Consider the following 26557-nt stretch of genomic DNA (forward strand, 5'->3'; position numbering starts at 1 on the left):
TCCTTAAACGACTACTGGACAGGGAAACCGTGGATCCCTGCCTCTGATTGAAGAGGCGCCCAGCATACTGCAAACAGGGTTTTTCTGTCATTGATATGACCCCGATTTGTGGCTGTTTATCCGATCACCAGATTCTTCAACCAGCAGCGCTGGCGAATACGGCGCTGCACCAGCAGCACCTTGCTGAGCTCCTCAAGCAAGACCACCGCCACCACCCAGGAGAGGGGCCAGCCGAGCAGCGTGACCGCCACCCAGGCGAGCGGGATGCCGATGCACCACATGCCGACAATATCGATGAAGATGCTGTAGTTCACATCGCCGCCAGAGCGCAGCACCCCGATGATCCCTACCATGTTGAACACCTTGAGCAGCATCCCGAGACACATGATGCCGAGCACCTGTCCCGCTTCCGTCATCAGCTCGGGGGGCAGGTTGCCGACCCACTGTAGCAGGTTGGCTTGCAGCAGCCAGACGATGATCCCCACCAGTAGCGCGCCAATCGGTGCCAGCAGCAGGAACAGCTGGGAGTGCTGCCAGGCAATCTCGTACTCCTCGGCCCCGAGCCGGTGACCGAGCAGGGTGGAGCAGGCCACCGCCAGTCCGAAGAAGAGGGAGATAAGGATGCTCTCCAGGGTGCCAAGGGTGGTCATGATGGCCAGCGAATCGGTGCCAAGATGGGCATAGAGAAAGCCGTAAATCAGCATGCCGAAGGCCCAGAGTCCGTCATGGAACAGCAGCGGCAGGGCGATCAGGGTAAAGCGCACCACCTCCTTGCGCTTGAAGGCGGCCAGCCAGTCTGGTGCGCGCGGGATCAGGCGCGCTTCATAACGCTTTACGTAGAGCAGTAGCAGGGCTGTCTGCAGCAGCCGGGAAATGGTGGTGCCCCAGGCCGAACCGGCGACCCCCATCGCCTCGAAGCCGAAGTGACCGAAGATGAGGGCGTAGTTGAGGATGACGTTGGCGATGATGGCGATAATGCCGATGCGGGTCGGCGCGGCGGCATTGCCGACCGAGCGCAGTGCTGACTCCAGCGGCACTACGATGGCGGTACAGAGGATGGTGGCGCCGGTGATCATCAAGAATTGATCCGCCAGTGCCCGCAGTGCCGGATCCTGACTGGCAAAACCCAGTACGCTGCCCGGTGATAACACATAGATGAAGGCAAAGGGCAGGGTGACCAGCAAGGCGCCCACTATGGCCAGCGCCAGGGAGCGGCGCACCCCGGCCATCTCCCCGCGCCCGAAGTATTGTGCTGCCAATACCGAGACCCCGCCCGCGAGGCCCGCTATCACCAGCAGATTGAAAAAGAAGACCCGGTTACCCAAGCCGACCGCCGCCACAGCCGTGGTGCCAAGCTGGCTCACCATCATGATATCGATGAGGCCAAGCAGGGAGAACATCATGGATTGCAGCGAGACAGGCAGGGCCAGCCGCCACAATCGGGTCATGAACTCGCGATCGGTGGTTTGTTTTAAAATCGCTTGCCAATAATTCATAGTTGTTAACCGGGTATGAGAAAAGCAAGGTTTGTCAGGGGTATGATAGGGGCTGACGAGGCTCTTCTCACTGTGAGTAGCTCTCGATTTTCTTGTGTAAAACTATCCTGTTGAGGTGTTATGCCATTTGCCAGCGAGTGTCTGGAGATAGCGCCAGCCTGTGAAGAGCAGATGCTGGGACGTGAAGGGCTGCCCCTGCTCGGCGAGGCGGGGATCTTCCTGACCGGCCTCTCCCGGGTGCGGGGTCACTACCTGATCCGTCGCAATCGCCCCGAGTTTCATATTCTGATGGTGAGTCACGATGAGGGTGGCGCGCTGCTCACCGACGAGGGGGAGCAAGCCATTCCGGCCGGGTCGCTGATTTTCCTGCCCGCCGCCGTGCCTGGCGGTCTCAAGCTGATTGGCGAAAGCTGGCAGATCAGCTGGATTTTGCTCGATGACGTGCCGCGCTGGCAGCACCTGCACCGCCTTGGTCACCGTATCTGGCAAGGGGATGGCGGCGATCAGCTCTACCATCTGCTCAGCCTGATGCAGGGGGAGGGGGTTCGCTCTTCGCTGCAACCCCAACTGCTTAGCCTGTTGCTGGCGCTGCTGGAGCGTACCCTGCAAGGGGAGGTGCGCGGCACCCCTGAACTCAGATTGCAGGCGCTGTTTCGCCGGGTGGAGGCGCGCCTGGACGAGCCCTGGAGTGTCGCCCTGCTGGCCCGACAGATGGCCTGCTCCGTGCCTCATCTGCATCGCCTCTGTCAGCAAGCGTTCGGTATGGGGCCGATGGCGAGGGTGACCGAGCTCAGAATGAACAAGGCGCGCCAGCTGCTGCTCTATACCAACTGGCCACTTGGCGAGCTGGCGGCTCGGGTCGGTTACAGCGATGGGGCCAACTTTGCCAACCGCTTTCGTCGTCTGACTGGTCAGACCCCCGGCGCCTTTCGTCGACTGGGTCGCAAACCTTTTGCAACGGATGTGCAAACTCTTTGAAATTAATGAGACAAGCCCCTAGGATCGGCGGGTCCCTGCGTCTAGCTAACCGTTTAGGTACCAAGATCCATGTTTGAAGATAATAACCAGAAACGTCCTCTCTACATTCCCTACGCCGGTCCCGCCCTGCTGGAGACCCCTTTGCTCAACAAGGGCAGCGCCTTCACCTGCGAAGAGCGCAGCAACTTCAACCTCGAAGGTCTGTTGCCCCAGAATATCGAGACCATCGAAGAGCAGGCCGAGCGCGCCTATCGCCAGTTCATGGCGTTTGGCAACGACATGGACAAGCACATCTATCTGCGCAACATCCAGGATACCAACGAGACGCTTTTCTACCGTCTGCTGCACAACCACCTGACCGAGATGTTGCCCATCATCTACACCCCGACGGTTGGCAAGGCGTGCGAGGAGTTTTCCAACATCTATCGCCGCGCCCGTGGCCTGTTTATCTCCTATCCGGACAAGGACAGGATCGATGACATGCTGCAAAACGCCACCAAGCAGAACGTCAAGGTGATCGTGGTGACCGATGGCGAGCGGATCCTGGGTCTGGGTGATCAGGGGATCGGCGGCATGGGCATTCCCATCGGCAAGCTGTCGCTTTACACCGCCTGTGGCGGCATCTCGCCTGCCTACTGCCTGCCGGTGGTGCTGGATGTGGGCACCAACAACCAGCAACTGCTCAATGACCCCTTCTATATGGGGTGGCGCAATCCGCGTATCTCGGGGGATGAGTACGCCGAGTTTGTCGATGCCTTCATTCAGGCGGTCAAGCGCCGCTGGCCCGATATTCTGCTGCAGTTCGAGGATTTCGCCCAGAACAACGCCATGCCGCTGCTCAACCGCTACAAGAACGAGCTCTGCTGCTTCAACGACGATATTCAGGGTACCGCGGCTGTGACGCTGGGCAGCCTGATCGCCGCCTGCAAGGCCTCCGGTGCCAAGCTCTCCGAGAAGCGGGTTGCCTTCCTCGGTGCGGGCAGCGCTGGTTGCGGCATCGCCGAGCAGATCGTGGCGCAGATGAAGGCCGAAGGGCTGACCGATGCGCAGGCCCGCAGCCGGGTCTTTATGGTGGACCGCTTTGGTCTTATCACCGACAAGATCCCCAACCAGCTCGACTTCCAGCGCCGTCTCTCCCAGCCGGTGGAGCGGATCAAAGACTGGCCGGTGGGGGACAACATATCCCTGCTGGAGGTGATGGAACACGGTCGCCCGGACATCCTGATCGGGGTATCCGGTCAGCCGGGGCTGTTTACCGAAGAGGTGGTCAAGACCATGCACAAGCACTGTGCCCGTCCCATCATCTTCCCGCTCTCCAACCCCACCTCCCGGGTCGAGGCGACGCCGGCAGACCTCATCCGCTGGACCGACGGTCAGGCGCTGGTGGCAACCGGCAGTCCGTTTGCACCGGTGGAGTACAAGGGCAAGCGCTACGTCATCGCCCAGTGTAACAACTCCTTCATCTTCCCGGGGATCGGCCTTGGCGTCATCGCCTCCGGCGCCACCCGGGTGACTGACGCCATGTTGATGTCGGCCAGCCGCGCGCTGGCGGAGTGCTCGCCGCTGGTGAAAGGGGAGGAGGGCTCCCTGCTGCCGGACCTGGCGGATATCCATCAGGTCTCCCGCTACATCGCCAAGATGGTGGCCAAGACCGCCATGCTGCAGGGCAAGGCGGTGCAGACCCCGGACGAGGTGATCGATCAGGCCATCGACGCCAACTTCTGGCATCCGGAGTATCGCCGCTACCGCCGCACCTCCTTCTGATTGGGGAGAAGGGAATGCCACGGCAAAGCAAAAGGGATGCGAAAGCATCCCTTTTTACTGCACGTCTGACATGGTTATCGCCTCAAGATCAACTACTCGCTGGCGCCCTGTACGCCGGTGACGCGCACCTCGACCCGGCGATCCGGCCCAAGGCAGTCTATGAGGGCGGCTCTGGCCTTGATGTCGTCACACTGGTTGCCGGTGACCGGATTGCTCTCGCCATTGCCCTGAATGCTTACCTTGTCGGCAGGCAGCCCTTTGTTGATCAGAAAGTCGGCAACGGTTTGGGCCCGAGCTTCTGACAACCTCTGATTGCTGGCATCCGAGCCGATACGGTCGGTATATCCCATCACCACCGCACTGCCATCCTTGGGTTGTACATCGACGATCTGCTGGTAGAGAGCGTCCAGCGCGCTCATCCCCTCCGGTTTTAAGTCCGCTTTGCCAAAGGCGAACAACACATCGGAACTGAGGTTGAAGGTCTGATCTACCACCTCCGGTTCGGCCGGTGGCGGGGGAACCACGACCGGTGCGGGCGTGGGAGCCGGCTCTGTCGGCTGGCTGCGATTGGGATGGATCACTACTTCCAGGGTTGCTGTGCTGATGTCGCTGACCCAACGCTGGGTGCCGCTGTTTGCCTTGTCATTGTCAGGATCATCGCCGACCCTGACCAGATAACGATACCTGGCCTGGAGATCGACCCAGTCATGGAGCCGGGCCGTCACTCCCAGACCTGCCAACGGTGCCAGGTTGTCGTCCCCGCCATTGATCGATTCAACGTGATAGATATAGCCACCACCCTCGGCAAACACCGAGAACATCTCGCTGAGCGGCAAACGACCAATCACAGACAGGGTAGCTCCCTTGCTGTTGAACTCATGACCGCTGATATCCCAGTCACCTGTGGAGAGGTAACCAATTTCGGCGCCCAGGTTCTCCGTGAAGTTGTAGCCGCCAAACAGGGAGAGCGCAGTCGCATCCTTGCTGACATCCTGGCTGAAATCATTCAGATCGTGGGCTATCGCCCAGCCACCGCCTATCCCGGCATACCAGTCATGGACCGGTACTGCTTGTGCGCCTGTGCTCGCCAATGCCAGTGCAATCCACACAGGTTTTAATCTTATGTTCATCGCGTATCCTCGTCGATGTGTGGTTTAGTGGGGCTGCCTGCTGGTCAAACCCCACACTTATGTATAGGTGACAGGTTGTATTTAACCACTCAAGAGGTGTGGATTGCGGCCATAAGTGAACCTATGTCACTGAAACCATGCGGGAAGAGGAAAGATAGCCTGAGGTGGGCGGCATGGAAGACAATAAAAAGGAGGCCATATGGCCTCCTGCTTATCCAGATGATCAGGATTATTGTGTGACTTGTTGCACACCGGTGACGCGCACTTCAACGCGGCGATCCGGCGCCAGGCAGGAGATCAGCTGAGCCTTGCCCTTGACGCTGTTGCACTGGGTGCCTGTGACCGGATTGGCTTCACCGCGGCCTTCGATGGCAACTTTGCCAGCCGGCAGGCCCTTGCCAACCAGGAAGTCGGCTACGGTACGGGCGCGTGCTTCGGAGAGTTTCTGGTTGTAGGCGTCAGTGCCGATACGGTCGGTGTAACCGACGACCACGGCACTGCCATCTTTTGGCTGTACGTCGACGATCTGCTGATACAGGGTGTTGAGCGCTGCGACACCTTCTGGCTTGAGGGTGGATTTGCCAAAGGCAAACAGCACGTCAGAGCTCAGGGCGAAGTTCTTGTCAACCACCACAGGTTCTGGGGTTGGCTCGGGTGCTGGTGCCGGAGCGGGGGCCACGTAAGTGGTGCGGTTCGGGTGCATCACCAGCTCCAGGGTTGCGACGCTCATGTCGCTCTCCCAGGTCTTCTGCTCGTCACCCAGACTCCACATGTAGCGGTAGCGGGCTTGCACATCGATAAGGTCGGAGAGCTTGGCTGTCACCCCCAGACCGGCCAGCGGCGCAGTGCCGTTGTCGCTGTTGCCATTGCCGTTGACGTGGTTGAAGTAGGCACCACCTTCGGCAAACACCGAGAAGATGTCACCCAGTGGCAGGCGGGCGATACCGGAGAGGGTTGCACCCTGGGTTTTGAAATCGGCACCGTCAACGCCCGCTTTACCTGCGTAGAGGTATCCCAGTTCTGCCGAGTAGTAGTCGTTGAAGTTGTAGCCGCCGAACAGATTGAGCGCGGTGGCATCCTTGTCAGTGTCTGTCCCGAAGTCATCCAGGTTGTGAGCATAAGCCCAACCGGCACCGACACCGGTATACCAGTTATCGGCGGCCTGAGCCGTGGTTCCTGCGGCGGCGAGCGCCAGTGCAATCAGGGTAGGAGCCATTTTGAGTTTCATCGGTTTATCCTCGTTGTGTTAGCCCATGTCGGGCAATGCACTTGTTTTTATTGCTGCGAAAAAACCGCCAGCAAAGTGGATAGCGAAGGCTTATGGACACTCATGAGGCAGTGGCGTCATGGACAACAGACCGGACAAGAAGCGCTTTTTAGTGCTTATCCAACACCTTACAGGCGCAACTACTTTATGCTTTCGAGACGGGGCAGGCAAGGGCAGGGAGGCGGGAATGAGGGATGCAAGCGAGAACGAGACAAACAAAAAGGGATGCCGCAGCATCCCTTTTTTTCGCACTATCTGAACGAGGTCAGATTATTGCTGAACTTCTTGTACGCCAGATACGCGAACTTCTACGCGACGATCCGGAGCCAGGCAGGAGATCAGCTGAGCTTTAGCGGTGATACCGTTGCACTTGGTGCCGGTAACCGGGTTGGCTTCGCCACGACCTTCGATGGCAACCTTGCTGGCAGCCATACCTTTGCTCACCAGGAAGTTGGCAACGGTACGGGCACGGGCTTCAGACAGCTTCTGGTTGTACGCGTCGGAACCGATACGGTCGGTGTAACCAACAACAACAGCGTTGCCATCTTTCGGCTGGAACTCAACGATCTGCTGGTACAGCGCATTCAGGGCTGCAACGCCTTCCGGCTTCAGAGTCTCTTTGCCAAAGGCAAACAGCACGTCTGAGTTCAGTGCGAAGTTCTTCTCTACAACTTGCGGAGCAGGAGCCGGTGCTTCTTCAACAACCGGGGCAGCTACCGGAGCTACGTAGGAAGTGCGGAACGGGTGGTATACCGCTTCCAGAGTAGCGATGCTCTGGTTGGCCTTGTAACGCTCACCGTTGGCGTGCAGGTCAGCCACGTCCCACATGTAGCGGTAACGAGCTTGCAGATCCAGCGCGTCATTTACCTTGTAGGTCACACCGGCGCCAGCCAGCGGGGAAACTTTAGTGTCGCTGGTGCCCAGGCCGTCGGTGTGACCCCAGTAGGCGCCGCCTTCAGCGAACAGGGAGAAGTTGTTGCCAACCGGCATACGGGCGATACCGGACAGGGTGGCACCCTGGCTCTCGTAACGGTTGCCGTCGGTGTTGCCACGACCGGTGTACTGGTAGCCCAGTTCGGTACCGAAGTTTTCGGTGAAGTTGTAACCCATGAAGGCGTTGGCGGCAGCCGCGTCTTCCTGGCCTACATTGGTGCTTTCCAGCTTGTTCAGGCCGTTGAAGTGAGTAGCACCGACACCGGCACCGAAGTAGATGTCGTCAGCGGCGTGAGCAGCGGTAGCACCCAGAGCAGCCATGGCGATGGCGATCATGGAAGGAGCCATTTTCATCATAAAAAAATCCTCGTTGAGATCGCACGTTATTCACGTGCTTCACACTTTGTAATTTATGTAAGCTGCAGGCTCCGCCGTACGGCTGGCGTCGAGTCTGGCAGATGACCCGGTATAACCGGGTTGCACACTCTCCTGGTGTGTCGAGTGCGCTGGCATGGCACGCAATGCGTGAGAAACCACTGCCAGGCAACTGATGTCATTCCGATGACGAGGCGCACTCTATGCCGATTTTAAAACATGATCAAGCTCACAAATGAGCCTTGTGGCAAATTGTGTCGTGACCTTAAATGGCTGTTTATCCAGATTAATTAGTGATCCAGATAGGCCCTGTGCAGTTTTTTTTCCAGCTTCATATAGGCCTGAACCCAGTCGGAGTGCGGGTTGGCAGGATTTGCTCTGGCAGTGAACACCTCGAGGTAGTCTGCTTCCGTTGCACTTTTCAGCAGGGGAGTAAACGCCATCAGGTAGTGGCGGGCCAGATAGGGATCCAGGGGCCAGATGTTGAGGATGGCTCGTGCCACAGGCTGAACCGCGGCTGAACAGATGAAATGGCGGTGTCCCGCCTCCAGCCAGTCGGCCATCTCGCACATGCCCGATTCAGCTACCAGACCACCATCACCCGGGGCGCTTGCCAGCGCAATTGTCTGACCGTTTACCGTGGTGAGCTCTTCATTGTTATGCAGGGCACCATCGTGGCTGCGCAAGGGTAGGTTATGCGATTCCTGTTCAAGAAACAGGCTGCAGCTCTCCGGCAGGGCGGCCAACAGCTCGCTGGCCTGGCTGGACATCAAGGCCGGAAGCCAGAATGCTTCGGCACGATATTGTGCACCTTGACTGAGCTGTTGTTGCAATTGGGCCGGGTCAGAAACCGGGTGTAGGCGAGAGATAATGCCGGGAAACGCCATACTTATTCCTCTTAATGGGTAGCTGGCGGATTATACGAGTTATTCTGGTGGCAACAATAAAGGTTTCTTTTCGAGACTGTTTACCTGAGACAGCTGAGCGATTACCATCCCACGTTGAAGATAAGGGTTGTCGCCGAAAGGCGCTCATAAAGATAGAGGCTCGACCATAACGAGTCCGTACAAAACTGATACACTTGACTACGAGTCGTCGCGAAAAATAAAGACGGATTTAATCCGTCAAACGGAGTATGGAACATTATGAATTCAAATATCGTCACTGTTGGCAAGAAGATCCGTCAGATCCGTGAAGCGGTCGGTTTGAGCCGTCCGAAGTTTGCTGATTTGCTCGGTGTTCCCCCCACAACCCTGAAAAACTACGAGCTGGGTTACCGTGAAGTTGGGGGCGCCTTCCTGGTTGCCCTGGCGCACCACCCGGATCTGCACAAGTTCACCCTCTGGCTGCTGGCAGACAAGAAAGTCGCCGAAATTGGCCAGATTGGCCCGGATGACCTCGCCAAGGCGTGATTATCGATGTGAATAGAAATGCCGCCTTCGGGCGGTATTTTTTTTGGGTCGCCGATCGATATTTTGATCTAACACGCTTTGAATTATCCATGCAGGCCAACGAGAATAAGCGGCCCCGAAAAGTGGGCCCCTGGTGGTATCTGGCCACCTGAACACTATTACATTCAGGATGATATGAGCAATCGTATGGAGTATGGGTATGAGCAGTAATGAGTTGGATAAACGCTATGGCCTGATGACTGCCATTGCGATGGTGGTCGGCGTGGTGATCGGCTCCGGTGTCTTCTTCAAGGCCGATGATGTACTGCGTCTGACTGGCGGTAATCTGGCCATTGCGCTGCTGGCATGGGCGCTGGGGGCATTTTCGATGATCTTCGGCGCGCTGGTGTTTGCCGAGTTTGCCCAGCGGATCGAAAAGTCCAACGGTATCGTCGATTATGCCGAAGCGGCATACGGCAAAATGTTTGGTTATCTGGTGGGGTGGTTCAAAGGCGTACTCTATTACGCCCCTCTTTCCGCCATCCTTGCCTGGGTCGCCGCTCTGTACACCATGATCTTGCTTGGTAGTGATAATCCGACCAACTCTGGTGCGACCTGGATACTGGCGGCTGTCTATATGACGGTCACCTATTTGATCAACTTCTACACCCCGGTCCTGGCGGGCAAGCTGCAAGTGGGCTCTACCCTGATCAAGTTGATCCCGCTGATCCTGGTTGCCATTGTGGGCACCATTTCAGGCTTGCTCAATGGTGTCACCGTGACCAACTTTGTGCAGGCAATGGATGGGATAGGAAGCACCGGAGGCACGCTGGCCACGGCCGTGGTTGCCACCGCCTTCGCTTATGAGGGGTGGATCGCCGCCGTGACCATCAACAGCGAAATTCGCGATTCCAAGAAGAATCTGCCCAGAGCGCTGGTGATTGGCACCCTGATAGTCTTTGTGGTCTATGTCACCTATTTTCTGGGGATCGCCAGTGTCTTGCCGACGGACGAGATAGTGGCGCAAGGGGATAACGCGGTAAATCTCGCGACAACCAGCCTGTTTGGCGGGACTGCCTCGACTATTTTGACCGTGTTCGTGATTATCTCCTGCCTCGGAACCCTCAATGGTCTGGTGTTGGCGACCATGCGTATTCCCTACTCGCTGGCGATCCGCAATCAGGGGCCGGCCCCCAAGTGGATGAGCCGTATCGAACCGCATCACCACATGCCAATCAACTCGGCCCTCGCAGCAGCGCTGTTGTCGGTGATCTACTCAGTGCTGTGGTACTGCAGCATCAACGAGACATTCGGTCGTTACATCGCCCTGGACGAGATGCCGATCGTGCTGATTTATGGCCTCTATCTGTTCCTCTATGTCTGGTACATGCGCACCTTTACCGAGTTGGGCTGGATAAAGCGGTTTGTGATCCCGACCTGTGCCACCCTGGGCGCGCTCATCATTCTGTATGGCGGTATCACCAATCCCAGTCTGGGGCTCTATCTACTGGTCTCTGTGGGGGTGATTCTGCTCGGGTTGCTCTTCTACCGTAAGGAGTGACCGGGTAAGTGAGTTGAAAAAAAGCGCCGAATGGCGCTTTTTTCATATGTAAACCGCAGCATGCCGACAACTAACTGCCCAGCAACCCGAGGCGGCCCAGTTCATCCTTGAGCTGATCGAGATTGCGCTCGACGCAGGCTTCCCCCTCGTTGATGGCATCGCTGGCGCGATGAAAATCCATGATGGAGAAGCTGCCAAGGCGCGGGCAGAGCTGGATCTCCGGCGGGTCACCGGCCATCCGGGCACGGGTGATCCGCTCCTGCATGATGTTGATGGAGCCACTCATCACGCTCCACAGACCCGGTGTGGCTGGCGCCGATTCACCGCGATTGAGCCACTGGCTGAGCAGGCCGCCGCTGCCGGGTTGATCCGGCTCGTCGGTCCAAGGTTGGTGCATATCGGTGTTGAGGTTGACCGCAATCACCACCTCGGCCCCCATGGCGCGGGCCAGCGAGATGGGCACCGGATTGACCACGGCGCCATCGACCAGCCAGCGGTCGTTGATCCGGGTCGGGGTGAGGATCCCCGGCATGCCGCAGGAGGCGCGCACCGACTGGCGCAGCGGGCCCTGTTGCAGCCAGATTTCGCGGCCGGTATCGAGCTCGGTGGCGATGCAGGCGAAGGGAATGGGCAGATTCTCGAGATCGGGATCCCCCAGATGGCTGGCGGCAAGGCCAAATACCTTTTCGCCGCGAAACAGCCCGCCGGAGAGGGCCGGGTCGAGCAGGCTGACCACCTGCAGGCGGGTAAAGCCGCGCACCCAGGTTTCCAGCCGATCCAGTTCACCGGCGGCATAGGCGGCACCGACAAAGCTGCCGATGGAGCAGCCAGCGATCAAATCCGGTTTGATGCCGAGACGTTCAAGGGCGCGGATGACGCCGATATGGGCCCATCCTCTGGCGGCGCCGCTCCCGAGAGCGAGCCCTACGCGGGGTTTACGTGGCACGACAGTCCTCCAAAAAGGGGTTGAGGGGTCAGCTTACTCCGAGAGTCAGGAGGCGTCACCCTGCCATCTTTCGCTGCGGTTGCGACCGTTGGCCTTGGCCTGATAGAGCGCCACATCGGCGCGGCGCACCGCTTCGTGCAGGGGAAGGTTCTCCTGGTGGGGCAGATAGCCGAGGCTGATGGTGACTTCCAGCCCGGGTTCGATGGCGGCCCAGTCGTGATCTGCCACCGCCTTTCTCAGCCGCTCCGCCAGCTCGCCGAGCTGCGTTGCATCTGCGCGGCCAATCAGCAGCAGAAACTCTTCGCCCCCCCAGCGGATCAGGCGATCTGTGGGCCCAAGTTGCTGCTGGCAGATCTGCACCAGCCGGATCAGCACGATATCGCCGACTGCATGGCCGAAGTTGTCATTGACCCGTTTGAAGTGATCCGCATCGAACATCAGGATCCCCGCTTGCAACCGGGCCAGCTCTCCCGCCTGCTCCAGCAGCACCAGATAGTGCCGGTTGAAGGCGCCGGTGAGGGCATCGTGGCAGGAGAGGTAATTGAGCCGTTGGTTGAGGCGATGGGATCTCAGGTTGGAGAGGGCGGCCAGCAGCATAAAGAGGATGGCGAGCAGGGTCGGCGTGGACTGGCAGAGCATGGCCCACACCAGCGGCAGCAGGGTGACGTTGTGCACCAGTCGCAACGGGGTATCTGGGATTGCCATGGTCAGCTGCAATGTGCCTTGCCGCCATTGATATTCGCCGGTCGGTTCGGTGTTTTGCGGCGCCACGGGTTGGCGCGCGCTGCTGGCCAGCACCTGGTGGTACTGATTGAGCAGCAGATATTCCCCCAGCGCCGGGGTCATCTGATCGAGCTGCTGCTGCAGGCGGGCGAGCAGCACATCCATGTTGATCATTCCCACCAGAGTTCCCTCTTTGTAGAGGGGCTGGGACATGGTGACCATGGGGCCGCGCCCGATAAAGTCCTCATAGGGGCGCGAGAGAACGGTCTTCTTGTCCGGATTGGTGCTGTGCAGCGCATCTTGCCAGAAGCTCTTCTGGTAGATTGTGGGATAAAAGCGAAACCGGCTGGAGGGTTGCCAAGGGTAGAGATAGATAAAGTTGTCCACACCGGTGAAGTAGACCCAGGCGATCTCGTTGCCAAGGCGCTGGCTGGCGGTGGCAAGCAAGGGGGAGAGGCTCAGGGCCAGATGAATGCGTGCCTCACGCTCGCTGCCGGGGGGCGGCAGCGGGCCATCACCGGTGAGGTTGCCTGCCAGTCCGGCCGGCAAATCACCGGGGAGCTTGTCGAGAGCCAGCCCCTCTGGCAGCGCCTCGATATGGCGATAGAGCTGGCGGGTGAGCACCGACTGGGGGTCGCTGCGCAGTCGCTCCTCAGCCTGCCCGCGCATCGCCTCCAGAAATACTTCGGTCCGTTTGAACCGATCCCGCAGGTAGATGGCACTGTTGAGGGTATCGCTTTGATAGAGGCGTTCAATCTGTTTCAGGCTTTGCCACAAAGTCAAACCAATCAGCAGGATGACCACGGCGAACAGGAGCCAGGTCAGGCGTGTGAGAAAACGGTGGCCAGACATGTTGGGCATAGGCAGTCAGTCGGGTTGCGAAGGAAATTGTCGTTAGTGTATGCGATGTGGTGTGAAAACAAACTGAACTACCTGAAACCGGGTGAGTTCACCATGCACCTGTTACGTTTTGTCACATTTATACATAGTCACGGCATAGTCTGGGGCTAAAATGGCCCCCACTCAGATTTCCCCTTCTTAACACTTCATGGATTGTTTGATGAAAATGCGTATCTGGATTGGCCTCGGCCTGCTCTCTCTGGTAGCGGCCATCTGGTGGGCGGTTGGCCACTTGCAACCAGCAGCCAAAGCCCCTTCCCGCGAGATAAATATTCGTACCCAGACCGTCGAGCAGAGTCTGGCCGAGCCGACTCTCAAGCTGGTAGGTAAACTGGTGGCCAACCACTCGGTGGTGATCACTCCCGAGGTGACCGGGCGCCTGGTCAAGATTGCGGTGCAGTCGGGTCAGCAGGTCAACAAGGGCGATACGCTGGTCGCGCTGGATGCGGGCAAGCAACAGGCGGAGCTGGCCGAGCAGAGTGCCAGTCTGCGCGACGAGAATCGCAAGCTGACCGAAATGCGCAAGCTGGTCGCCCGTGGAGCCGTCACCCAGTCGGTGCTGGAGGGGCAGGAGGCCACCGTTGATCAGGTGCAGGCGCGGGTCGATGCCGCCCGTTACGAACTCTCCCTGCGCACTCTCACCGCTCCCTTTGCCGGTACCGTGAGCCTGATTGATTTGAGCGAAGGGGCCCTGGTCAATAGCGGCGATACCCTGCTGCACCTCGACGATATCGACACCCTGCGCCTCGATCTGGCAGTGCCGGAGCGCTACCTTTCCCTGCTGCGCCCCGGCATGGCGGTGACAGCGACCAGCGCAGCCTGGCCGGATCAGCGCTTTAACGGCACCCTCACCACCCTCGATAGCCGTATCTCCAACGAGACCCAGAACATCAAGGCGAGGGTCGAGTTACCCAATAATAACGGCCAGTTGCGCCCGGGCATGCTGCTCAACGTGGAGCTCTTGCTCCCCTCCCGCCAGCTCACTCTGATCCCTGCCCAGTCGGTGGAGTACGCCGGCGAGCAGCGTTTCGTCTATCGCCTTGAGGCCGATGGCCGGGTCAAGCGGGTGCCAGTGGTGCTCGGCGAGACCGAGGGTGAGACTGTCTGGGTTACCGAGGGGCTGAAAGTCGGCGATCGCATCGTGGTCGAGGGGCTGGTCAACTTGCGTGATGGTGCCAAGGTGCACGATCTGGCGGAGGTGAATGGCTGATGTGGCTCTCCGATATCTCAGTACGCCGACCGCTGGTGGCGGTGGTGCTCAGCGCCCTGCTCAGCGTGTTCGGTCTGGTCGCTTTTAGCAAATTGACGGTGCGGGAGATGCCGGACGTGCAGATCCCGTCGGTCTCCATCACCACCACCTATGAGGGAGCGGCTCCCGCAGTGATGGAGAGTCAGGTCACCAAGCCCATCGAGGATCAGCTCTCCGGCATCAGCGGTATCAAGAATATCAACTCGGTGACCCGCAAGGGGCGCTCGATGATCACGGTGGAGTTCAAGCTTGGCTGGAACATGGTGGAGGGGGTCTCCGATGTGCGCGACGCCCTGACTCGCGCCAAGAGCAAGCTGCCGGAGGATGCCGACGAACCGCTGGTGACCAAGGATAGCGGCAGCGGTGACGTGGCGATCTGGCTCAACTTCAGCAGCAGCCAGATGGATCGCACCGCCATGACCGACTACGCCAACCGGGTGCTGGTCGACCCCTTGAGCCTGGTGGATGGGGTGAGTGAAGTGGCGCTCTCCGGCGATCTGACCCAGGTGATGTATGTGCGGTTGAGGCCGGCCGATATGGCGGCCCGCGGCGTGACGGTGGCGGATGTGCAGGATGCCCTCAAGCGCGAGAACATCGAGCTGCCGGGTGGCGAGATCCGCAACAACTCCATGACCATGTCGGTGCAGATTGCCCGGCTCTACCACACCGCCGAAGATTTCCAGCAGTTGCAGGTCCGTACCGCGACCAACGGTCAGAGTGTCTATCTGGCCGATATTGCTGATGTGGAGGTGGGAGCCAAGAACGAAGACAGTGCCTACCAGCGCAATGGCCGCGAGAGTCTGGGTATCGGCATCGTCGCCCAGTCCACCGCCAACCCGCTGGCGGTGGCACAGGGGGTGGAGAAGAAGCTGGTGGAGATGCAGCGCTTCCTGCCGGAGGGGGCCACCCTTGAGGTTGACTACGACTCCACCATCTTTATCAAGCAGGCCATCGACGAGGTATATGAAACACTGGCCATCTGTGCCGTGCTGGTGGTGGCAGTGCTCTATCTGTTCCTCGGGCAGGGGCGCACCACACTCATTCCGGCCATCACGGTCCCGGTGTCGCTCATCTCCGCCTTTATCGGCGCCTGGTATCTCGGTTTTTCCATCAACCTCATCACCCTGCTGGCGCTTATTCTCGCCATCGGTCTGGTGGTGGATGATGCCATCGTGGTGGTGGAGAACATTCACCACCATCTGCAGCGGGGTGAGCCCCCCCTGCTGGCGGCCTGGCACGGCACCCGCGAGGTGGGCTTTGCGGTCATCGCCACCACGGCGGTGCTGGTAATGGTCTTTATTCCCATCGCTTTTATGGATGGTATGGTGGGCAGGCTCTTTACCGAGTTTGCGATGTTGCTTTCGTTGGCGGTGCTCTGCTCCTCGCTGGTGGCGCTGACCCTCACCCCGGCCATGGGCTCCTGGCTGATGCGCCCGCTCGACAAGCCGAACCGGCTGACGGCGGCCCTCGATCGCGCTTTGGGCCGGATGGAGGGGCACTATCGTCACCTGCTGCAGGGGCTGCTGCGTCGCTCCCGCTGGATGCCGCTGGCGCTGCTGCTCTGTCTGGCCGGTATCGGTGCCCTCTTTACCCAGCTGCCTAGCAGTCTCACCCCGACCGAGGATCGCGGTGTGGTCTTCGTCTTCGTCAAGGGGGCGGAGGGGACCAGCATCGAGCGGATGAAGCGCAACATGCAGCAGGTAGAATCGACCATCATGCCGATGCTGGGCCAGGGGGTGGTCAAGGCGATGAGCTTCAGTACCCCCGCCTTTGGCCGCGGCGGTGATCAGACCGGTATGGTGATTATCCAGCTCACCGACTGGGCCGAGCGCGACATCACCGCCACCCAGTTCTCCCGCTCGCTCGGGGCCAAGCTGTCGGTTATTCCCGACGTGATGATCCGCACCTTCCAGCCAGGCTTTCGTGGCGGCTCTACCGCTGCGGTGCAGTTCGTGCTGCAGGGCAACGACTATGCCGAGCTCTACCAGCAGGGGCTGGCGCTGCAAAAAGCGGCGCAGGCGAGCGGCCTGATGATAAGCCCGGATCTCGACTACGCCGAGAAAACGCCGGAGCTGCAGGTGACCGTCTCACGTGACAGCGCCAGCCAGCTCGGCATACCGGTCTCCACCGTTGCCAGCACTCTGCAGGCGATGCTGGGCGGGGTGAGCAAGACCACCTATGTGGACAGGGGCGAGGAGTATGACGTCTACCTGCGCGCCAACCAGAAGGAGTTCAACGGCATCTCGGATCTCGGCCGCATCTACCTGAAGGCGGCCAATGGCGAGATGGTGAGCCTTTCGACGCTGGCGACCGTCAAGCAGGTGGCGACCGCCAACCGCCTCAACCACTATCAACGCCAGAAGGCGGTGACCCTGACCGCCGATGTGGCACCGGATCACACTCTGGGCGAGGCGCTCGACTTCCTCGATGGCTGGGCCAACGAGCATCTGCCGAGCGGCATGACGGTCGATTACGCCGGTGACTCCAAGGATTACCGCGACAATCAGGGGGAGATGGCGATGGTCTTCGGCCTCGCCCTGCTGGTGGTCTATCTGGTGCTGGTGGCCCAGTTCGAGAGCACCCTCACCCCGACCGTGGTGATGATGACGGTGCCGCTCGGCATCTTCGGCGGTCTACTTGGCCTCTGGTTGACGGGGCAGGAGATGAGCATCTACAGCCAGATCGGGATGATCATGCTGATCGGCATGGTGACCAAGAACGGTATTCTCATCGTCGAGTTCATCAACCAGTTGCGTCAGCGCGGTGAAGGATTCGAAGAGGCGATCATCGCGGGTTCGGTGCGCCGTCTGCGGCCGATCCTGATGACCTCGCTCACCGCCATCATCGGCGCTGTGCCGCTGATGCTCTCCATGGGGGCTGGCTACGAGAGCCGGATGGCGGTGGGGACCGTGGTCTTCTTCGGTCTCTCCCTGGCGACCCTGGTTACCCTGCTGGTGGTGCCCGCCACCTACCACCTGATCGCCCGTCACGCCAGCATGACCGGGCAGCGGGATCAGCAGGTAGATGAGGCGCTGGCCGCCAGGGGGGACACTTCTGAGCCATAACGGCAGTGTCCGATGCCAGCTTTGACTGGGGCCGCGGAGCGTATCAGTCCGCACCCGCAAGCGTGCAGAGCCCGATAGCCGGCTCTGCACGCGCCATCCCCCCGGACTGATAGCCCGTCGAGTGGTTAATCTTCACAACAAACCACTGGTCAAGTGGCTCGACAAACATCACGGTTCTACGGTGTGGCCGGTTACGGAGCCGTGCCGTGCGTGAAGCGGCCTATTCCCCGATCCCCCTCATCATCTCTTTTTCCCCTCCATTTCTGCGGCTTGAGATCGTTTTTACCTAATTGGCACTTTTATTGCTTTTGGTCCGTCAGCGTCAATGATTTGTCTGGGGACAGAAAATGGAAATTAGTGCAAGCAGCCTGATGCAAGAGATGCAGGCTCTCAAGGTAGAGGCCGGTGCAACCCCGCTGTCACAGCCTGGCCGTCAGGTGACCTCCGATTTTGGCCTGCTGTTGCAGCAGGCGCTCGGTAACGTCAACGAGTTGCAGGGCGCAGCCAATGATCTGCGCACCCGTTTCGATATGGGCGACAAGTCGGTGGATCTGGCCGAGGTGATGATCGCGGGCCAAAAATCCTCCATCGCCTTTGAGGCGACGGTGCAAGTGCGCAACAAGATGGTTGATGCCTACAAAACCATCATGAATATGCCGGTCTGAGCGATGACCGTGCATCATGACATGTCAGCAATAAGGACATAAATCGTGGCTACTGACCAAAATGGCGATCTGCTGATAAACGATGAGGGCACCGCCGCCCTCGATGCCAACGAGCAGAAGAGCTCGGCACTGGGATTCTTGTCCAATACCGATGTACTGCGCCAGATCACTCTGATCCTGGGGCTTGCCATCTGCCTGGCCATCGCCGTCTTCATCCTGCTGTGGGGCAAGGAGCCGGATATGCGCCCTCTTGGCACCTATACCACTCAGGAGCTGGTCAAGACCCTCGACTTCCTCGATCAGCAGAAGATCCCCTATGAGGTCGATGGCAAGAGCGTGCTGGTCAGTGCCGAGAACTTTGCTAGTATCCGTTTGGCACTGACCCGGGCCGGCCTCACCAATGCGGCCGATGTAGCCAATGGTGGAGAGGATATTCTGCTCAAGGACTCCAGTTTCGGTGTCAGCCAGCGGATGGAGGCCGAGCGCCTCAAGTTGAGTCGCGAGCGCCAGTTGGCGAGCGCCATTGAACAGTTCCAGAATGTGGCCAAGGCCCAGGTGCTGCTGGCCATCCCCAAAGATAACGTCTTTGCCCGCAACGAGCGCAAGCCCAGTGCTACCGTGGTACTCAACCTGAAAGGGGCGGCACTGGGGCAGGGGGAGGTGGACTCCATCGTCGATATGGTGGCCTCTGCGGTACATGGCCTGGAGCCGACTCGTGTCACCGTCACCGACCAGAATGGCCGCCTGCTTAATTCCGGCTCCCAGGATCCCGTCTCTGCCCAGACGCGCAAGGAATTTGCGATGCAACAGAAGCAGGAGCTGGAGTACAAGCAAAAAATTGACGCCATTCTGATCCCGGTGCTTGGCGCCGACAATTATACGGCGGAAGTGGATCTCTCCCTCGACTTCTCCCAGCAGGAGCAGACCCGCAAGACTTACAACCCGGATCTGCCTGCAGTGCGCTCCGAGATGACGTTGGAAGAGAACAGCTCCGGCGGCAGCAATGGCGGAGTGCCGGGGGCTCTCAGCAACCAGCCCCCTGCCGCGTCCAATATTCCTGAACAGGCCACTGGCGGTGATGGGGCCAGCGCTGCTGCCTCGGGGCGTTCTCGCAAAGAGGCGACCCGCAACTTCGAACTGGATACCACCGTCAGCCATACCCGGCGTCAGATGGGGGGCATTCGCCGCATGACCGTCTCGGTCGCGGTGGATTACAAGGCGGTGCCCGGTGCCGACGGGGCCGTGACCCGCGAAGCGCGCACCCAGGCGGAACTCGATACCCTGCGCCGTTTGCTGAGCGGTGGCCTTGGCTTTGATGTGACCCGTGGTGATACCCTCGAGGTGGTCGCCATTCCGTTCAATCGTCCCGAGCTTGATACCGTGGCCGAGGTGCCGCTCTACGATCAGCCCTGGTTCTGGCGTGCGGTACGGATTGCCGCCTCGGTACTGGTGATTATTGTCTTGATCGTCACCGTGGTTCGCCCCATGCTCAAGCGGTTGCTCTATCCGGATGCCAAGCCGGAAGGAGAAGTTGACTTTGACAACCACACCGTATTGGGTGGTGACGACGAGCTCAGCTTGCTGGCAGCCCAGGTTGAGGGAGAGCAGGTATTCGGGGTGCGCGATGGTCAGCTGAAACTGCCGGATCTGCACCGTGACGAAGATTTGCTCAAGGCGGTGCGTGCGCTGGTGGCGAACGAACCGGATCTGGCCGCTCAGGTCATTAAAGAGTGGGTAACCAAAGATGCCTGAAGAAACTAAAAGCCAGGTGACCGGCAACGACATTACCGACAGCCAGCGCCAGTTGCTGGATCAGATGTCCGGTATGGAGATGGCGGCTGTATTGATGTTGAGCCTCAACGAAGAGGATGCCGCCCAGATCTTCCGCCATCTCGAACCCAAGCAGGTGCAGCGGCTCGGTATGTCGATGGCCTCCATGTCCGATTTCAGTCACGATCGGGTGGCGGCGGTGCACCGTCAATTCATCGACGATATCCAGAAGTACACCAACATAGGTATCGGTAGTGAAGACTTTGTGCGCAAGGCGTTGGTGGCGGCCCTTGGCGAGGACAAGGCGAGCAATCTGGTGGACCAGATCATTCTCGGTTCCGGCGCCCGTGGCCTCGATTCGCTCAAGTGGATGGATGCCCGTCAGGTGGCCAGCATCATCCAGAACGAACACCCGCAGATCCAGACCATAGTGCTCTCCTATCTGGAGCCGGAGCAGTCCGCCGAGATCCTGAGCCAGTTCCCGGAGCAGGTGCGCCTCGATCTGGTGATGCGTATCGCCAACCTCGAAGAGGTACAACCGGCGGCACTGCAAGAGTTGAACGACATCATGGAGAAACAGTTCGCCGGTGCGGCCGGTGCCCAGGCAGCCAAGATGGGCGGCCTGAAGGCAGCCGCCAACATCATGAACTATCTGGATACCAATATCGAAGGCCAGTTGATGGACTCCATCCGCGAGTCGGACGAAGAGATGAGCCAGCAGATCCAGGATTTGATGTTCGTGTTCGAAAACCTCATCGATGTGGACGATCGCGGTATCCAGACTCTGCTGCGGGAAGTGCCTGGGGATCTGTTGCAGCGCGCCCTCAAGGGGTCCGACGATCAGATGCGCGAGAAGATCTTCAAGAACATGTCGAAACGGGCGGCAGAAATGCTGGCAGACGATCTGGAGGCCATGGGGCCGATCCGGGTCTCCGAGGTGGAGGCTGCCCAGAAGGAGATCCTCTCCATCGCCCGCCGTCTGGCGGATGCCGGCGAGATCATGCTGGGTTCCGGCGGTGGCGAGGAGTTCCTCTAAACCATGGCCAACTCATGTAACCTGTCTGCCGCCCAGTATGTTGTCTTGGCAAGGAGCGGCGCGAATAGATGAACAACAAGCTGCGTGGTTATGTGCGGCCTGAAGGGGAAGAGACCCGGGTAGAGGCCTGGGGCTGGCCCGAAATGGACGTGGTGGCTGAGGCCGAGACCAATGCGCTCGGTCTTGCACCTGACTGGTATCAGCAGGAAGAGGAGGTGGTGGAGCCGGAACCCGAGCAGGAGCCGACCCCCAGCATCACCGCCGAAGAGCTCGAAGCGATCCGTCAGGCCGCCTGGGAAGAGGGACTGACCGAAGGGCGCGAGGCCGGTTTTGCCAAGGGGCTCGAAGAGGGCAAACTGGAAGGATTGCAACAGGGTCATGCTGCAGGTCTCGAACAGGGGCGCGAGGAGGGGCTGGCCATGGGGCGCGATCTGGTGGAGCAGGAGATCGCCCACTGGCAGGGTCTCGCCGCACGCCTTGCCAATCCCCTGAGCGCGCTGGATCTGGCGGTAGAGCAGCAACTGGTCTCGCTGGTGATGCAACTGGCCCGCGCGCTCATTCGCCATGAAGCAGAGACCTCGCCCCGCATCCTGCTGGAGGCGCTCAAGGAGGGGCTGGCCTTGCTGCCTGCCGCCGAACAGGGGGTGACTCTGATGTTGCATCCCGACGATATCGCGCGAATCGAACAGGCATTTGGCGCCGACGAGTGCGCCAAGCGCCACTGGCGATTGCAAAGCGATCCCACCCTCTCCCCCGGCGATCTGCAACTGGCTACCGAGCTATCCAGCATCGATCTGACCCTCTCCGGGCGCATCGATCAGTTGCTGCGCAACTTCTTGCGGGACAATGCGTCGCAGAAACCGGCTTCGCAGGACTCACGCCCATAACCGATGCCGGACGTTGCCGTCCGGCTGCACTTTTTAGCTCTCAGGAGGCCAGATGAGCGGCTCGCTACTGAACCGGTTGCAAGGGTACAAGGTTCGCGACAGCGCCCCCAAACCGCCGGTTGCCGGCAAATTGACCCGGGTGGTGGGGCTGACCCTCGAAGCCATCGGCTGCCGTGCCGCCATCGGAGCCTTGTGTCGCATCGATACCCTGGATGGGGCGCTGGAGGCCGAAGTGGTGGGGTTCTCGGGCGATCGCCTCTATCTTATGCCGAGTGAACAGCTCAAGGGGGTTATCCCTGGTGCCCGTGTGGTGCCCATCACCGAAGAGCACGGTATTCCTGTTGGCATGAACCTGCTTGGTCGGGTCATCGACGGCATCGGCCAGCCGCTTGATGGCCTCGGCCCCATTATCTCGTCCCGGACGGTGCAGTTTGCCCAGCACCGCATCAACCCGCTCTCTCGCCGCCCGATCCATCAGCCGATGGACGTGGGGGTACGCGCCATCAATGCCGTGCTGACGGTGGGGCAGGGCCAGCGGATGGGGCTGTTTGCCGGTTCCGGTGTCGGTAAATCGGTGCTGCTTGGCATGATGACTCGCGGCTCGGTGGCGGATGTGGTGGTGGTCGGCCTCATCGGTGAACGGGGCCGGGAAGTGAAAGAGTTTATCGAAGACATTCTGGGAGAGGAGGGGAGAGCCCGCTCCGTGGTGGTGGCGGCTCCCGCCGATGCCTCGCCGCTGATGCGGCTAAAGGGGTGTGAGACGGCGCTGGCCATCGCCGAGTATTTCCGCGATCAGGGGCTTAATGTGCTGCTCTTGATGGACTCCCTCACCCGTTACGCCCAGGCTCAGCGGGAAATCGCACTGGCGGTGGGCGAGCCGCCAGCGACCAAGGGCTATCCACCGTCGGTATTTGCCAAATTACCGGCGCTGGTGGAGCGGGCGGGTAACGGCAGTGACGGCCAGGGCTCCATCACGGCATTCTTCACAGTCCTGACTGAGGGGGATGACCTGCAAGATCCCATTGCCGATGCGGCGCGAGCGATCCTCGATGGCCACATAGTGTTGTCGCGCGAGCTGGCCGATGCGGGCCACTATCCGGCCATCGACATCGAGAAGTCCATCAGCCGGGTCATGCCCATGGTGACCTCGCCGGAACATATGGATCTGGCGCGCACCCTCAAGCAGTTCTACTCCCTCTATCAGCAGAACCGGGATCTCATCACCATCGGCGCCTACAGTCAGGGTTCCGATCCGCGCATCGACCGTGCCATCATTCAAAAACCCTATCTGGATCAGTTCTTGCAGCAGGGGATGCGCGAGGTCATTCACTACGATGATGGCCTGCAAGCCTTGCAGATGGTGGCGATGCCATTGATGCGCTGATGATGGTCGGTAACAGAGAGGTCGACGATGAGTAAAGGGTTGCTATTGTTGGCCGATCGGCTGGTGGAAGCGGAGCAGCAGTGTGCGCTGGCACTGGTGAAGGCGCAGCAGGATCTCAAGCTGTTCATGGATCAGCAAAATGCCCTCAACCAGTACCGCCAGATCTATCACCAGCAGTGGACCGATCGCGGCCTGCAGGGGATTTCACCCCAGCAAAACACCCAGTATCACGCCTTTATCAACAAGCTCGAACAGGCAGCGACCCAGCAGTACGAAGGGGTGTTGCAGGTTCGTCAGGCGCTGGAACAACGCCGTGAAGAGTGGCTGGCTGCTCAGCAGCGGCGCAAGGCGGTGGAGCTGTTGCTGGAGAAGCAGGCGAGCCGCGAGCAGCAGAAAGCCCAGCGTCAGGAGCAGAAGATGCTGGATGAGTACGCCATGTTGCGACGCTTTCATCAATCTGGCCTGTAACTTGCTTTGATATGAACATTGTCGGCGGCCATCTCTTTGGGGGCCACCAGAATTCAGGGATCCCATCATGATGCAGACACTGTTGACACAAACGCCTTCGGCTCCGGCCAACGGGTTGGACAAAGCGCCTCTGAGCGGTTCCGTCGAGAGCAAAAGTATCGATGAGGGAACCGGTAGCGACAGCAAGGGTGATTTCGCCACCCTGATTGCCAAGGCCCGGAACCGCGAACAGGGCGCCGCCGAGGCCACTCAGGGCGGTAACCATGTCCGATCAGCCAAATCTTTGGCGACCGAGAGCGCCTCTCCCAAAGAGGAGATCGGCAAGGAGCAGGATCCTGACGCCGACAACAAGGCGGAGGAGGTCCCTGCCACCGACTTTCTGCTGCGCCTGCAAGACTCCCTCAAGCTCGATACCTCGCTAGTGACCCCCCAGCTGACGGTGGCGGCCCAACAGAGCGCCACTGCGGTAGACGGCAATCCGTTGCCGCAAGAGGGTGAGCTGGAGGGGATTGCGCTTGATGAAAGCGAGCAGACCCCAGCCGCAGCCAGGATTGCCAGCCAGCTTGCTGGTCAGACTGGGGCGCAGTCGCCTCTGGCGACGACCGCCAACTCGACTCTTGATACCACGGTATCGTCCTCAGCGGCGCGAGTGGTGGCGCAGGGCGATGCCTCTGCTGCCGTTCTCTCCTCTGAAGGTGAAGATGTCGCCACTACTGCGGATGGGCAGACCGGGGAGATAGCCTCTGCCAAGGGCGAAACCCTCGGGGCAGATGGCAAGCTCACCAAGCCCCTTACGGGGGCTGAGCGGATGGCCCAACTGGCCAGGGTGTTGCCGGTTGAGGCGTCCGCCAATGCGGCAAATAGTGGTGAGTCACCCGCAGTGAAAGAGGGAGATGACAGCAAATCCGACCCCGCTGCCTGCAGCGTCGTGACCGGCAAGGGACAAGCTGCTCAAGCCGCGATTCAGGGGGCGGTGCTCAAGGCATTCGGTGAGGGGGGCAAACAACCAGATGCGGGTAGCTCAACCACTTCTACTGCCGTAGAGAGCATCGCTAATGGGGCTGGCAAGGGAGCTGATAAGAGTAGCGCCGAGGGGGGACAGCAGGCAGCGACAACCACATCCTCCAATCCAGGTGCGGCGCAAGTGACGACAGTGCAAAGTGCCACAGCCCAGAGCAGCGTGACGCCAAATGTGACGACTCAGACCGATAGCGCTGCCGCACCCGTGATGGTGGCGCCGCAGCAGGTGTTGGCGCAGGCCGAATCTCAGGGGCCGCAAGCACCGCTGTCGAGCATTTCAGCCGGGATCAGGCAGATGGAAGTGACAGGCACCGACGAGGTGCGCAAAGCGGTTTCGCTTGAGGTAAAACCGAAGGCCGGTGAGTCTGAGAAGAGCCTGGTTGCGACGACATCTAGCGGCGAGAGCAGCCCGAGCCAGACCGTTCAGCATGGCCAGAACAGCCAGACTCAGCCACAGGTAGCCGATAGCCGGGCGCCCGCCGCTGAGGGCACGTTGCGCCGTGAACCGCAGAATTTACCCCATTTGAAACTGTCTAGTCAGGAAGCACCCGCCGAATTGCACAAGAAGGTAAACCTGATGCTGGCCGACAAGCTGCAGCAGGCCGAGCTTCAGCTAGACCCCATCGGCCTTGGCAAGATGAAGATCAAGATCCAGATCGACGCATCCAGCCAGGCGAGCGTCCATTTTGTAGTCCAGCACGGACAGACCCGTGAGATGCTGGAGCAGGCGATGCCCCGTCTGCGTGACATGCTGGCAGGGCAGGGGATCCAGCTTGGCCAGACCCAGGTGCAGCAGCAGTCACAACAGTCACCGCAGCAACAACAGCAGGGTCAGTCGGCGTTTGCCGGGCAGGGACAATCAGGAGAGGGACACTCCGGTCATAGCCATCTTGACGGGGAGGTCACTACGACCAACCCCAATTTGTCGGTGGAATCGACAAACGGTTCAGGAATAGATTTCTATGCTTGATGCAATCCCGAGTAAGTTTATGATATCGAACAAGTTTGAGACTAGGGTGGACAAGGGATGGCTGACGATAACGAATTGACGCTAAAAGACCCGGCGGCGGGCAAGAAAAAGAAGCTGATTATTATCATTGCCCTGGCGGTCATTTTGCTGGGCGGTGGTGGAGCTGGCGCCTGGCTTATGCTGTCCGGCTCGGATACCCCCCCTGCCGAAGCGGCGGAGGGTGCTGAGGCCAAACCCAAGGTGGAAGCACCCCAGCCATCCCTTTATGTCGGGATGCCGCGTCCCTTTGTCTTCAACGTCGCGGGAGCCCAGCGGGATCGACTGGTGCAGATCAAGATCCAGCTGATGGTGCGCGGCACCGCCGACGAGACGCTGGCCAAACAGAATATACCCCTGATTGAAGGCACCTTGCTGCGGGTGTTCAGTGCAGCCAGTGCCGAACAGCTGATGACCTTTGAAGGCAAGGAGAAGCTGCGCAAGGATTCACTGGAAGAGTGCCGTCGGGTGCTTAAGGACCTGGTCTCTTCCCCCGTTATCGAACAAGTGCTGTTTACCGGCTTTGTAATGCAGTAGGTGAAG

Annotated in this window: 21 protein-coding genes; 14 read left to right on the plus strand and 7 right to left on the minus strand. The window is 59.8% G+C overall.

What is annotated here, in order from left to right; genetic code table 11:
• Positions 1-116 precede the first annotated feature (116 nt).
• Entirely contained in the window at positions 117-1496 is a 1380-nt protein-coding gene (locus G5306_RS04160) for an MATE family efflux transporter (RefSeq protein WP_047435970.1), read from the minus strand.
• A 120-nt stretch (positions 1497-1616) separates the two neighbouring features.
• Between G5306_RS04160 and G5306_RS04165 the strand changes: the two genes are divergently transcribed.
• Together G5306_RS04165 and G5306_RS04170 are read left to right on the plus strand one after the other, a co-directional pair.
• Entirely contained in the window at positions 1617-2474 is an 858-nt protein-coding gene (locus G5306_RS04165) for a helix-turn-helix transcriptional regulator (protein WP_421312444.1), read from the plus strand.
• Between the two features lie 69 nt (positions 2475-2543).
• The gene (locus G5306_RS04170; protein ID WP_421312445.1) at positions 2544-4238 is read left to right on the plus strand and encodes an NAD-dependent malic enzyme; all 1695 of its coding nucleotides are present in this window, start codon (positions 2544-2546) and stop codon (positions 4236-4238) included.
• 92 nt (positions 4239-4330) lie between these two features.
• Here the strand turns inward: G5306_RS04170 and G5306_RS04175 are convergent, their stop codons facing one another.
• From G5306_RS04175 to G5306_RS04190, 4 genes are all read right to left on the minus strand, one after another.
• Complete coding sequence (locus G5306_RS04175) at positions 4331-5368, minus strand: OmpA family protein (RefSeq protein WP_421206207.1); 1038 nt, start codon at positions 5366-5368, stop codon at positions 4331-4333.
• 229 nt (positions 5369-5597) lie between these two features.
• Positions 5598-6596, minus strand: coding sequence for a porin OmpA (gene ompA, locus G5306_RS04180; protein ID WP_421223357.1), 999 nt, complete (start codon positions 6594-6596; stop codon positions 5598-5600).
• Between the two features lie 309 nt (positions 6597-6905).
• Positions 6906-7925: a porin OmpA gene (gene ompA, locus G5306_RS04185; RefSeq protein ID WP_421312446.1), complete on the minus strand. Its 1020-nt coding sequence runs from the start codon at positions 7923-7925 to the stop codon at positions 6906-6908.
• Between the two features lie 308 nt (positions 7926-8233).
• A complete protein-coding gene (locus G5306_RS04190; protein WP_201909695.1) occupies positions 8234-8830 on the minus strand; it encodes a hypothetical protein in 597 nt (198 codons plus the stop codon).
• A gap of 258 nt (positions 8831-9088) precedes the next feature.
• Between G5306_RS04190 and G5306_RS04195 the strand changes: the two genes are divergently transcribed.
• Together G5306_RS04195 and G5306_RS04200 are read left to right on the plus strand one after the other, a co-directional pair.
• Complete coding sequence (locus G5306_RS04195) at positions 9089-9355, plus strand: helix-turn-helix domain-containing protein (protein WP_005338367.1); 267 nt, start codon at positions 9089-9091, stop codon at positions 9353-9355.
• A gap of 199 nt (positions 9356-9554) precedes the next feature.
• Entirely contained in the window at positions 9555-10895 is a 1341-nt protein-coding gene (locus tag G5306_RS04200) for an APC family permease (RefSeq protein ID WP_005338365.1), read from the plus strand.
• 70 nt (positions 10896-10965) lie between these two features.
• On the opposite strand, the gene G5306_RS04205 is transcribed toward G5306_RS04200, so the two are convergent.
• Both G5306_RS04205 and G5306_RS04210 read right to left on the minus strand, forming a co-directional pair.
• Entirely contained in the window at positions 10966-11841 is an 876-nt protein-coding gene (locus G5306_RS04205) for a patatin-like phospholipase family protein (RefSeq protein ID WP_005338362.1), read from the minus strand.
• A 45-nt stretch (positions 11842-11886) separates the two neighbouring features.
• On the minus strand, positions 11887-13425 hold the full coding sequence (locus G5306_RS04210; RefSeq protein WP_421312447.1) for a sensor domain-containing diguanylate cyclase: 1539 nt from the start codon (positions 13423-13425) through the stop codon (positions 11887-11889).
• Positions 13426-13624: 199 nt separating this feature from the next.
• On the opposite strand from G5306_RS04210, the gene G5306_RS04215 reads away from it, so the two are divergent.
• The 10 genes from G5306_RS04215 (at position 13625) to fliL (ending at position 26551) form a co-directional block, all read left to right on the plus strand.
• Positions 13625-14674 carry an efflux RND transporter periplasmic adaptor subunit gene (locus G5306_RS04215; RefSeq protein WP_421312448.1) on the plus strand — a complete coding sequence of 350 codons (1050 nt, stop codon included), beginning with the start codon at positions 13625-13627 and terminating at the stop codon, positions 14672-14674.
• The gene (locus G5306_RS04220; RefSeq protein WP_421312449.1) at positions 14674-17778 is read left to right on the plus strand and encodes an efflux RND transporter permease subunit; all 3105 of its coding nucleotides are present in this window, start codon (positions 14674-14676) and stop codon (positions 17776-17778) included. The genes G5306_RS04215 and G5306_RS04220 overlap by 1 nt, the downstream gene beginning before the upstream one ends.
• 347 nt (positions 17779-18125) lie before the next feature.
• Positions 18126-18443, plus strand: a complete 318-nt coding sequence (gene fliE, locus G5306_RS04225; RefSeq protein ID WP_042011636.1) for a flagellar hook-basal body complex protein FliE — start codon at positions 18126-18128, stop codon at positions 18441-18443.
• A gap of 45 nt (positions 18444-18488) precedes the next feature.
• The gene (fliF, locus tag G5306_RS04230) at positions 18489-20195 is read left to right on the plus strand and encodes a flagellar basal-body MS-ring/collar protein FliF (protein WP_266134068.1); all 1707 of its coding nucleotides are present in this window, start codon (positions 18489-18491) and stop codon (positions 20193-20195) included.
• Complete coding sequence (fliG, locus tag G5306_RS04235; RefSeq protein ID WP_216951816.1) at positions 20188-21249, plus strand: flagellar motor switch protein FliG; 1062 nt, start codon at positions 20188-20190, stop codon at positions 21247-21249. Before fliF ends, fliG begins: the two co-directional genes overlap by 8 nt.
• A 68-nt stretch (positions 21250-21317) precedes the next feature.
• Positions 21318-22136 carry a flagellar assembly protein FliH gene (gene fliH, locus G5306_RS04240; protein ID WP_421206214.1) on the plus strand — a complete coding sequence of 273 codons (819 nt, stop codon included), beginning with the start codon at positions 21318-21320 and terminating at the stop codon, positions 22134-22136.
• Positions 22137-22188: 52 nt separating this feature from the next.
• On the plus strand, positions 22189-23520 hold the full coding sequence (fliI, locus tag G5306_RS04245; RefSeq protein ID WP_421312450.1) for a flagellar protein export ATPase FliI: 1332 nt from the start codon (positions 22189-22191) through the stop codon (positions 23518-23520).
• Positions 23521-23547: 27 nt separating this feature from the next.
• On the plus strand, positions 23548-23988 hold the full coding sequence (fliJ, locus tag G5306_RS04250) for a flagellar export protein FliJ (RefSeq protein ID WP_421209539.1): 441 nt from the start codon (positions 23548-23550) through the stop codon (positions 23986-23988).
• A gap of 67 nt (positions 23989-24055) precedes the next feature.
• On the plus strand, positions 24056-25978 hold the full coding sequence (locus G5306_RS04255; RefSeq protein WP_421312451.1) for a flagellar hook-length control protein FliK: 1923 nt from the start codon (positions 24056-24058) through the stop codon (positions 25976-25978).
• A gap of 57 nt (positions 25979-26035) precedes the next feature.
• A complete protein-coding gene (gene fliL, locus G5306_RS04260) occupies positions 26036-26551 on the plus strand; it encodes a flagellar basal body-associated protein FliL (protein WP_227341088.1) in 516 nt (171 codons plus the stop codon).
• Positions 26552-26557: the final 6 nt, after the last annotated feature.

Source organism: Aeromonas sp. 603404, assembly GCF_049171775.1.
In the GTDB taxonomy this organism is placed as follows: domain Bacteria; phylum Pseudomonadota; class Gammaproteobacteria; order Enterobacterales; family Aeromonadaceae; genus Aeromonas; species Aeromonas veronii_A.

What these genes read in the sequence shown, in the direction of transcription:
- G5306_RS04190 (WP_201909695.1), bottom strand. Translation starts at nt 8,830, where the DNA reads ATGGCGTTTCCCGGCATTATCTCTCGCCTACACCCGGTTTCTGACCCG.
- G5306_RS04160 (WP_047435970.1), bottom strand. Translation starts at nt 1,496, where the DNA reads ATGAATTATTGGCAAGCGATTTTAAAACAAACCACCGATCGCGAGTTC.
- G5306_RS04170 (WP_421312445.1), top strand. Translation starts at nt 2,544, where the DNA reads ATGTTTGAAGATAATAACCAGAAACGTCCTCTCTACATTCCCTACGCC.
- G5306_RS04195 (WP_005338367.1), top strand. Translation starts at nt 9,089, where the DNA reads ATGAATTCAAATATCGTCACTGTTGGCAAGAAGATCCGTCAGATCCGT.
- fliJ (WP_421209539.1), top strand. Translation starts at nt 23,548, where the DNA reads ATGAGTAAAGGGTTGCTATTGTTGGCCGATCGGCTGGTGGAAGCGGAG.
- G5306_RS04220 (WP_421312449.1), top strand. Translation starts at nt 14,674, where the DNA reads ATGTGGCTCTCCGATATCTCAGTACGCCGACCGCTGGTGGCGGTGGTG.
- fliL (WP_227341088.1), top strand. Translation starts at nt 26,036, where the DNA reads ATGGCTGACGATAACGAATTGACGCTAAAAGACCCGGCGGCGGGCAAG.
- G5306_RS04215 (WP_421312448.1), top strand. Translation starts at nt 13,625, where the DNA reads ATGAAAATGCGTATCTGGATTGGCCTCGGCCTGCTCTCTCTGGTAGCG.
- ompA (WP_421312446.1), bottom strand. Translation starts at nt 7,925, where the DNA reads ATGATGAAAATGGCTCCTTCCATGATCGCCATCGCCATGGCTGCTCTG.
- fliE (WP_042011636.1), top strand. Translation starts at nt 18,126, where the DNA reads ATGGAAATTAGTGCAAGCAGCCTGATGCAAGAGATGCAGGCTCTCAAG.
- G5306_RS04200 (WP_005338365.1), top strand. Translation starts at nt 9,555, where the DNA reads ATGAGCAGTAATGAGTTGGATAAACGCTATGGCCTGATGACTGCCATT.
- G5306_RS04255 (WP_421312451.1), top strand. Translation starts at nt 24,056, where the DNA reads ATGATGCAGACACTGTTGACACAAACGCCTTCGGCTCCGGCCAACGGG.
- G5306_RS04210 (WP_421312447.1), bottom strand. Translation starts at nt 13,425, where the DNA reads ATGCCCAACATGTCTGGCCACCGTTTTCTCACACGCCTGACCTGGCTC.
- G5306_RS04165 (WP_421312444.1), top strand. Translation starts at nt 1,617, where the DNA reads ATGCCATTTGCCAGCGAGTGTCTGGAGATAGCGCCAGCCTGTGAAGAG.
- fliG (WP_216951816.1), top strand. Translation starts at nt 20,188, where the DNA reads ATGCCTGAAGAAACTAAAAGCCAGGTGACCGGCAACGACATTACCGAC.
- ompA (WP_421223357.1), bottom strand. Translation starts at nt 6,596, where the DNA reads ATGAAACTCAAAATGGCTCCTACCCTGATTGCACTGGCGCTCGCCGCC.
- G5306_RS04175 (WP_421206207.1), bottom strand. Translation starts at nt 5,368, where the DNA reads ATGAACATAAGATTAAAACCTGTGTGGATTGCACTGGCATTGGCGAGC.
- fliH (WP_421206214.1), top strand. Translation starts at nt 21,318, where the DNA reads ATGAACAACAAGCTGCGTGGTTATGTGCGGCCTGAAGGGGAAGAGACC.
- fliI (WP_421312450.1), top strand. Translation starts at nt 22,189, where the DNA reads ATGAGCGGCTCGCTACTGAACCGGTTGCAAGGGTACAAGGTTCGCGAC.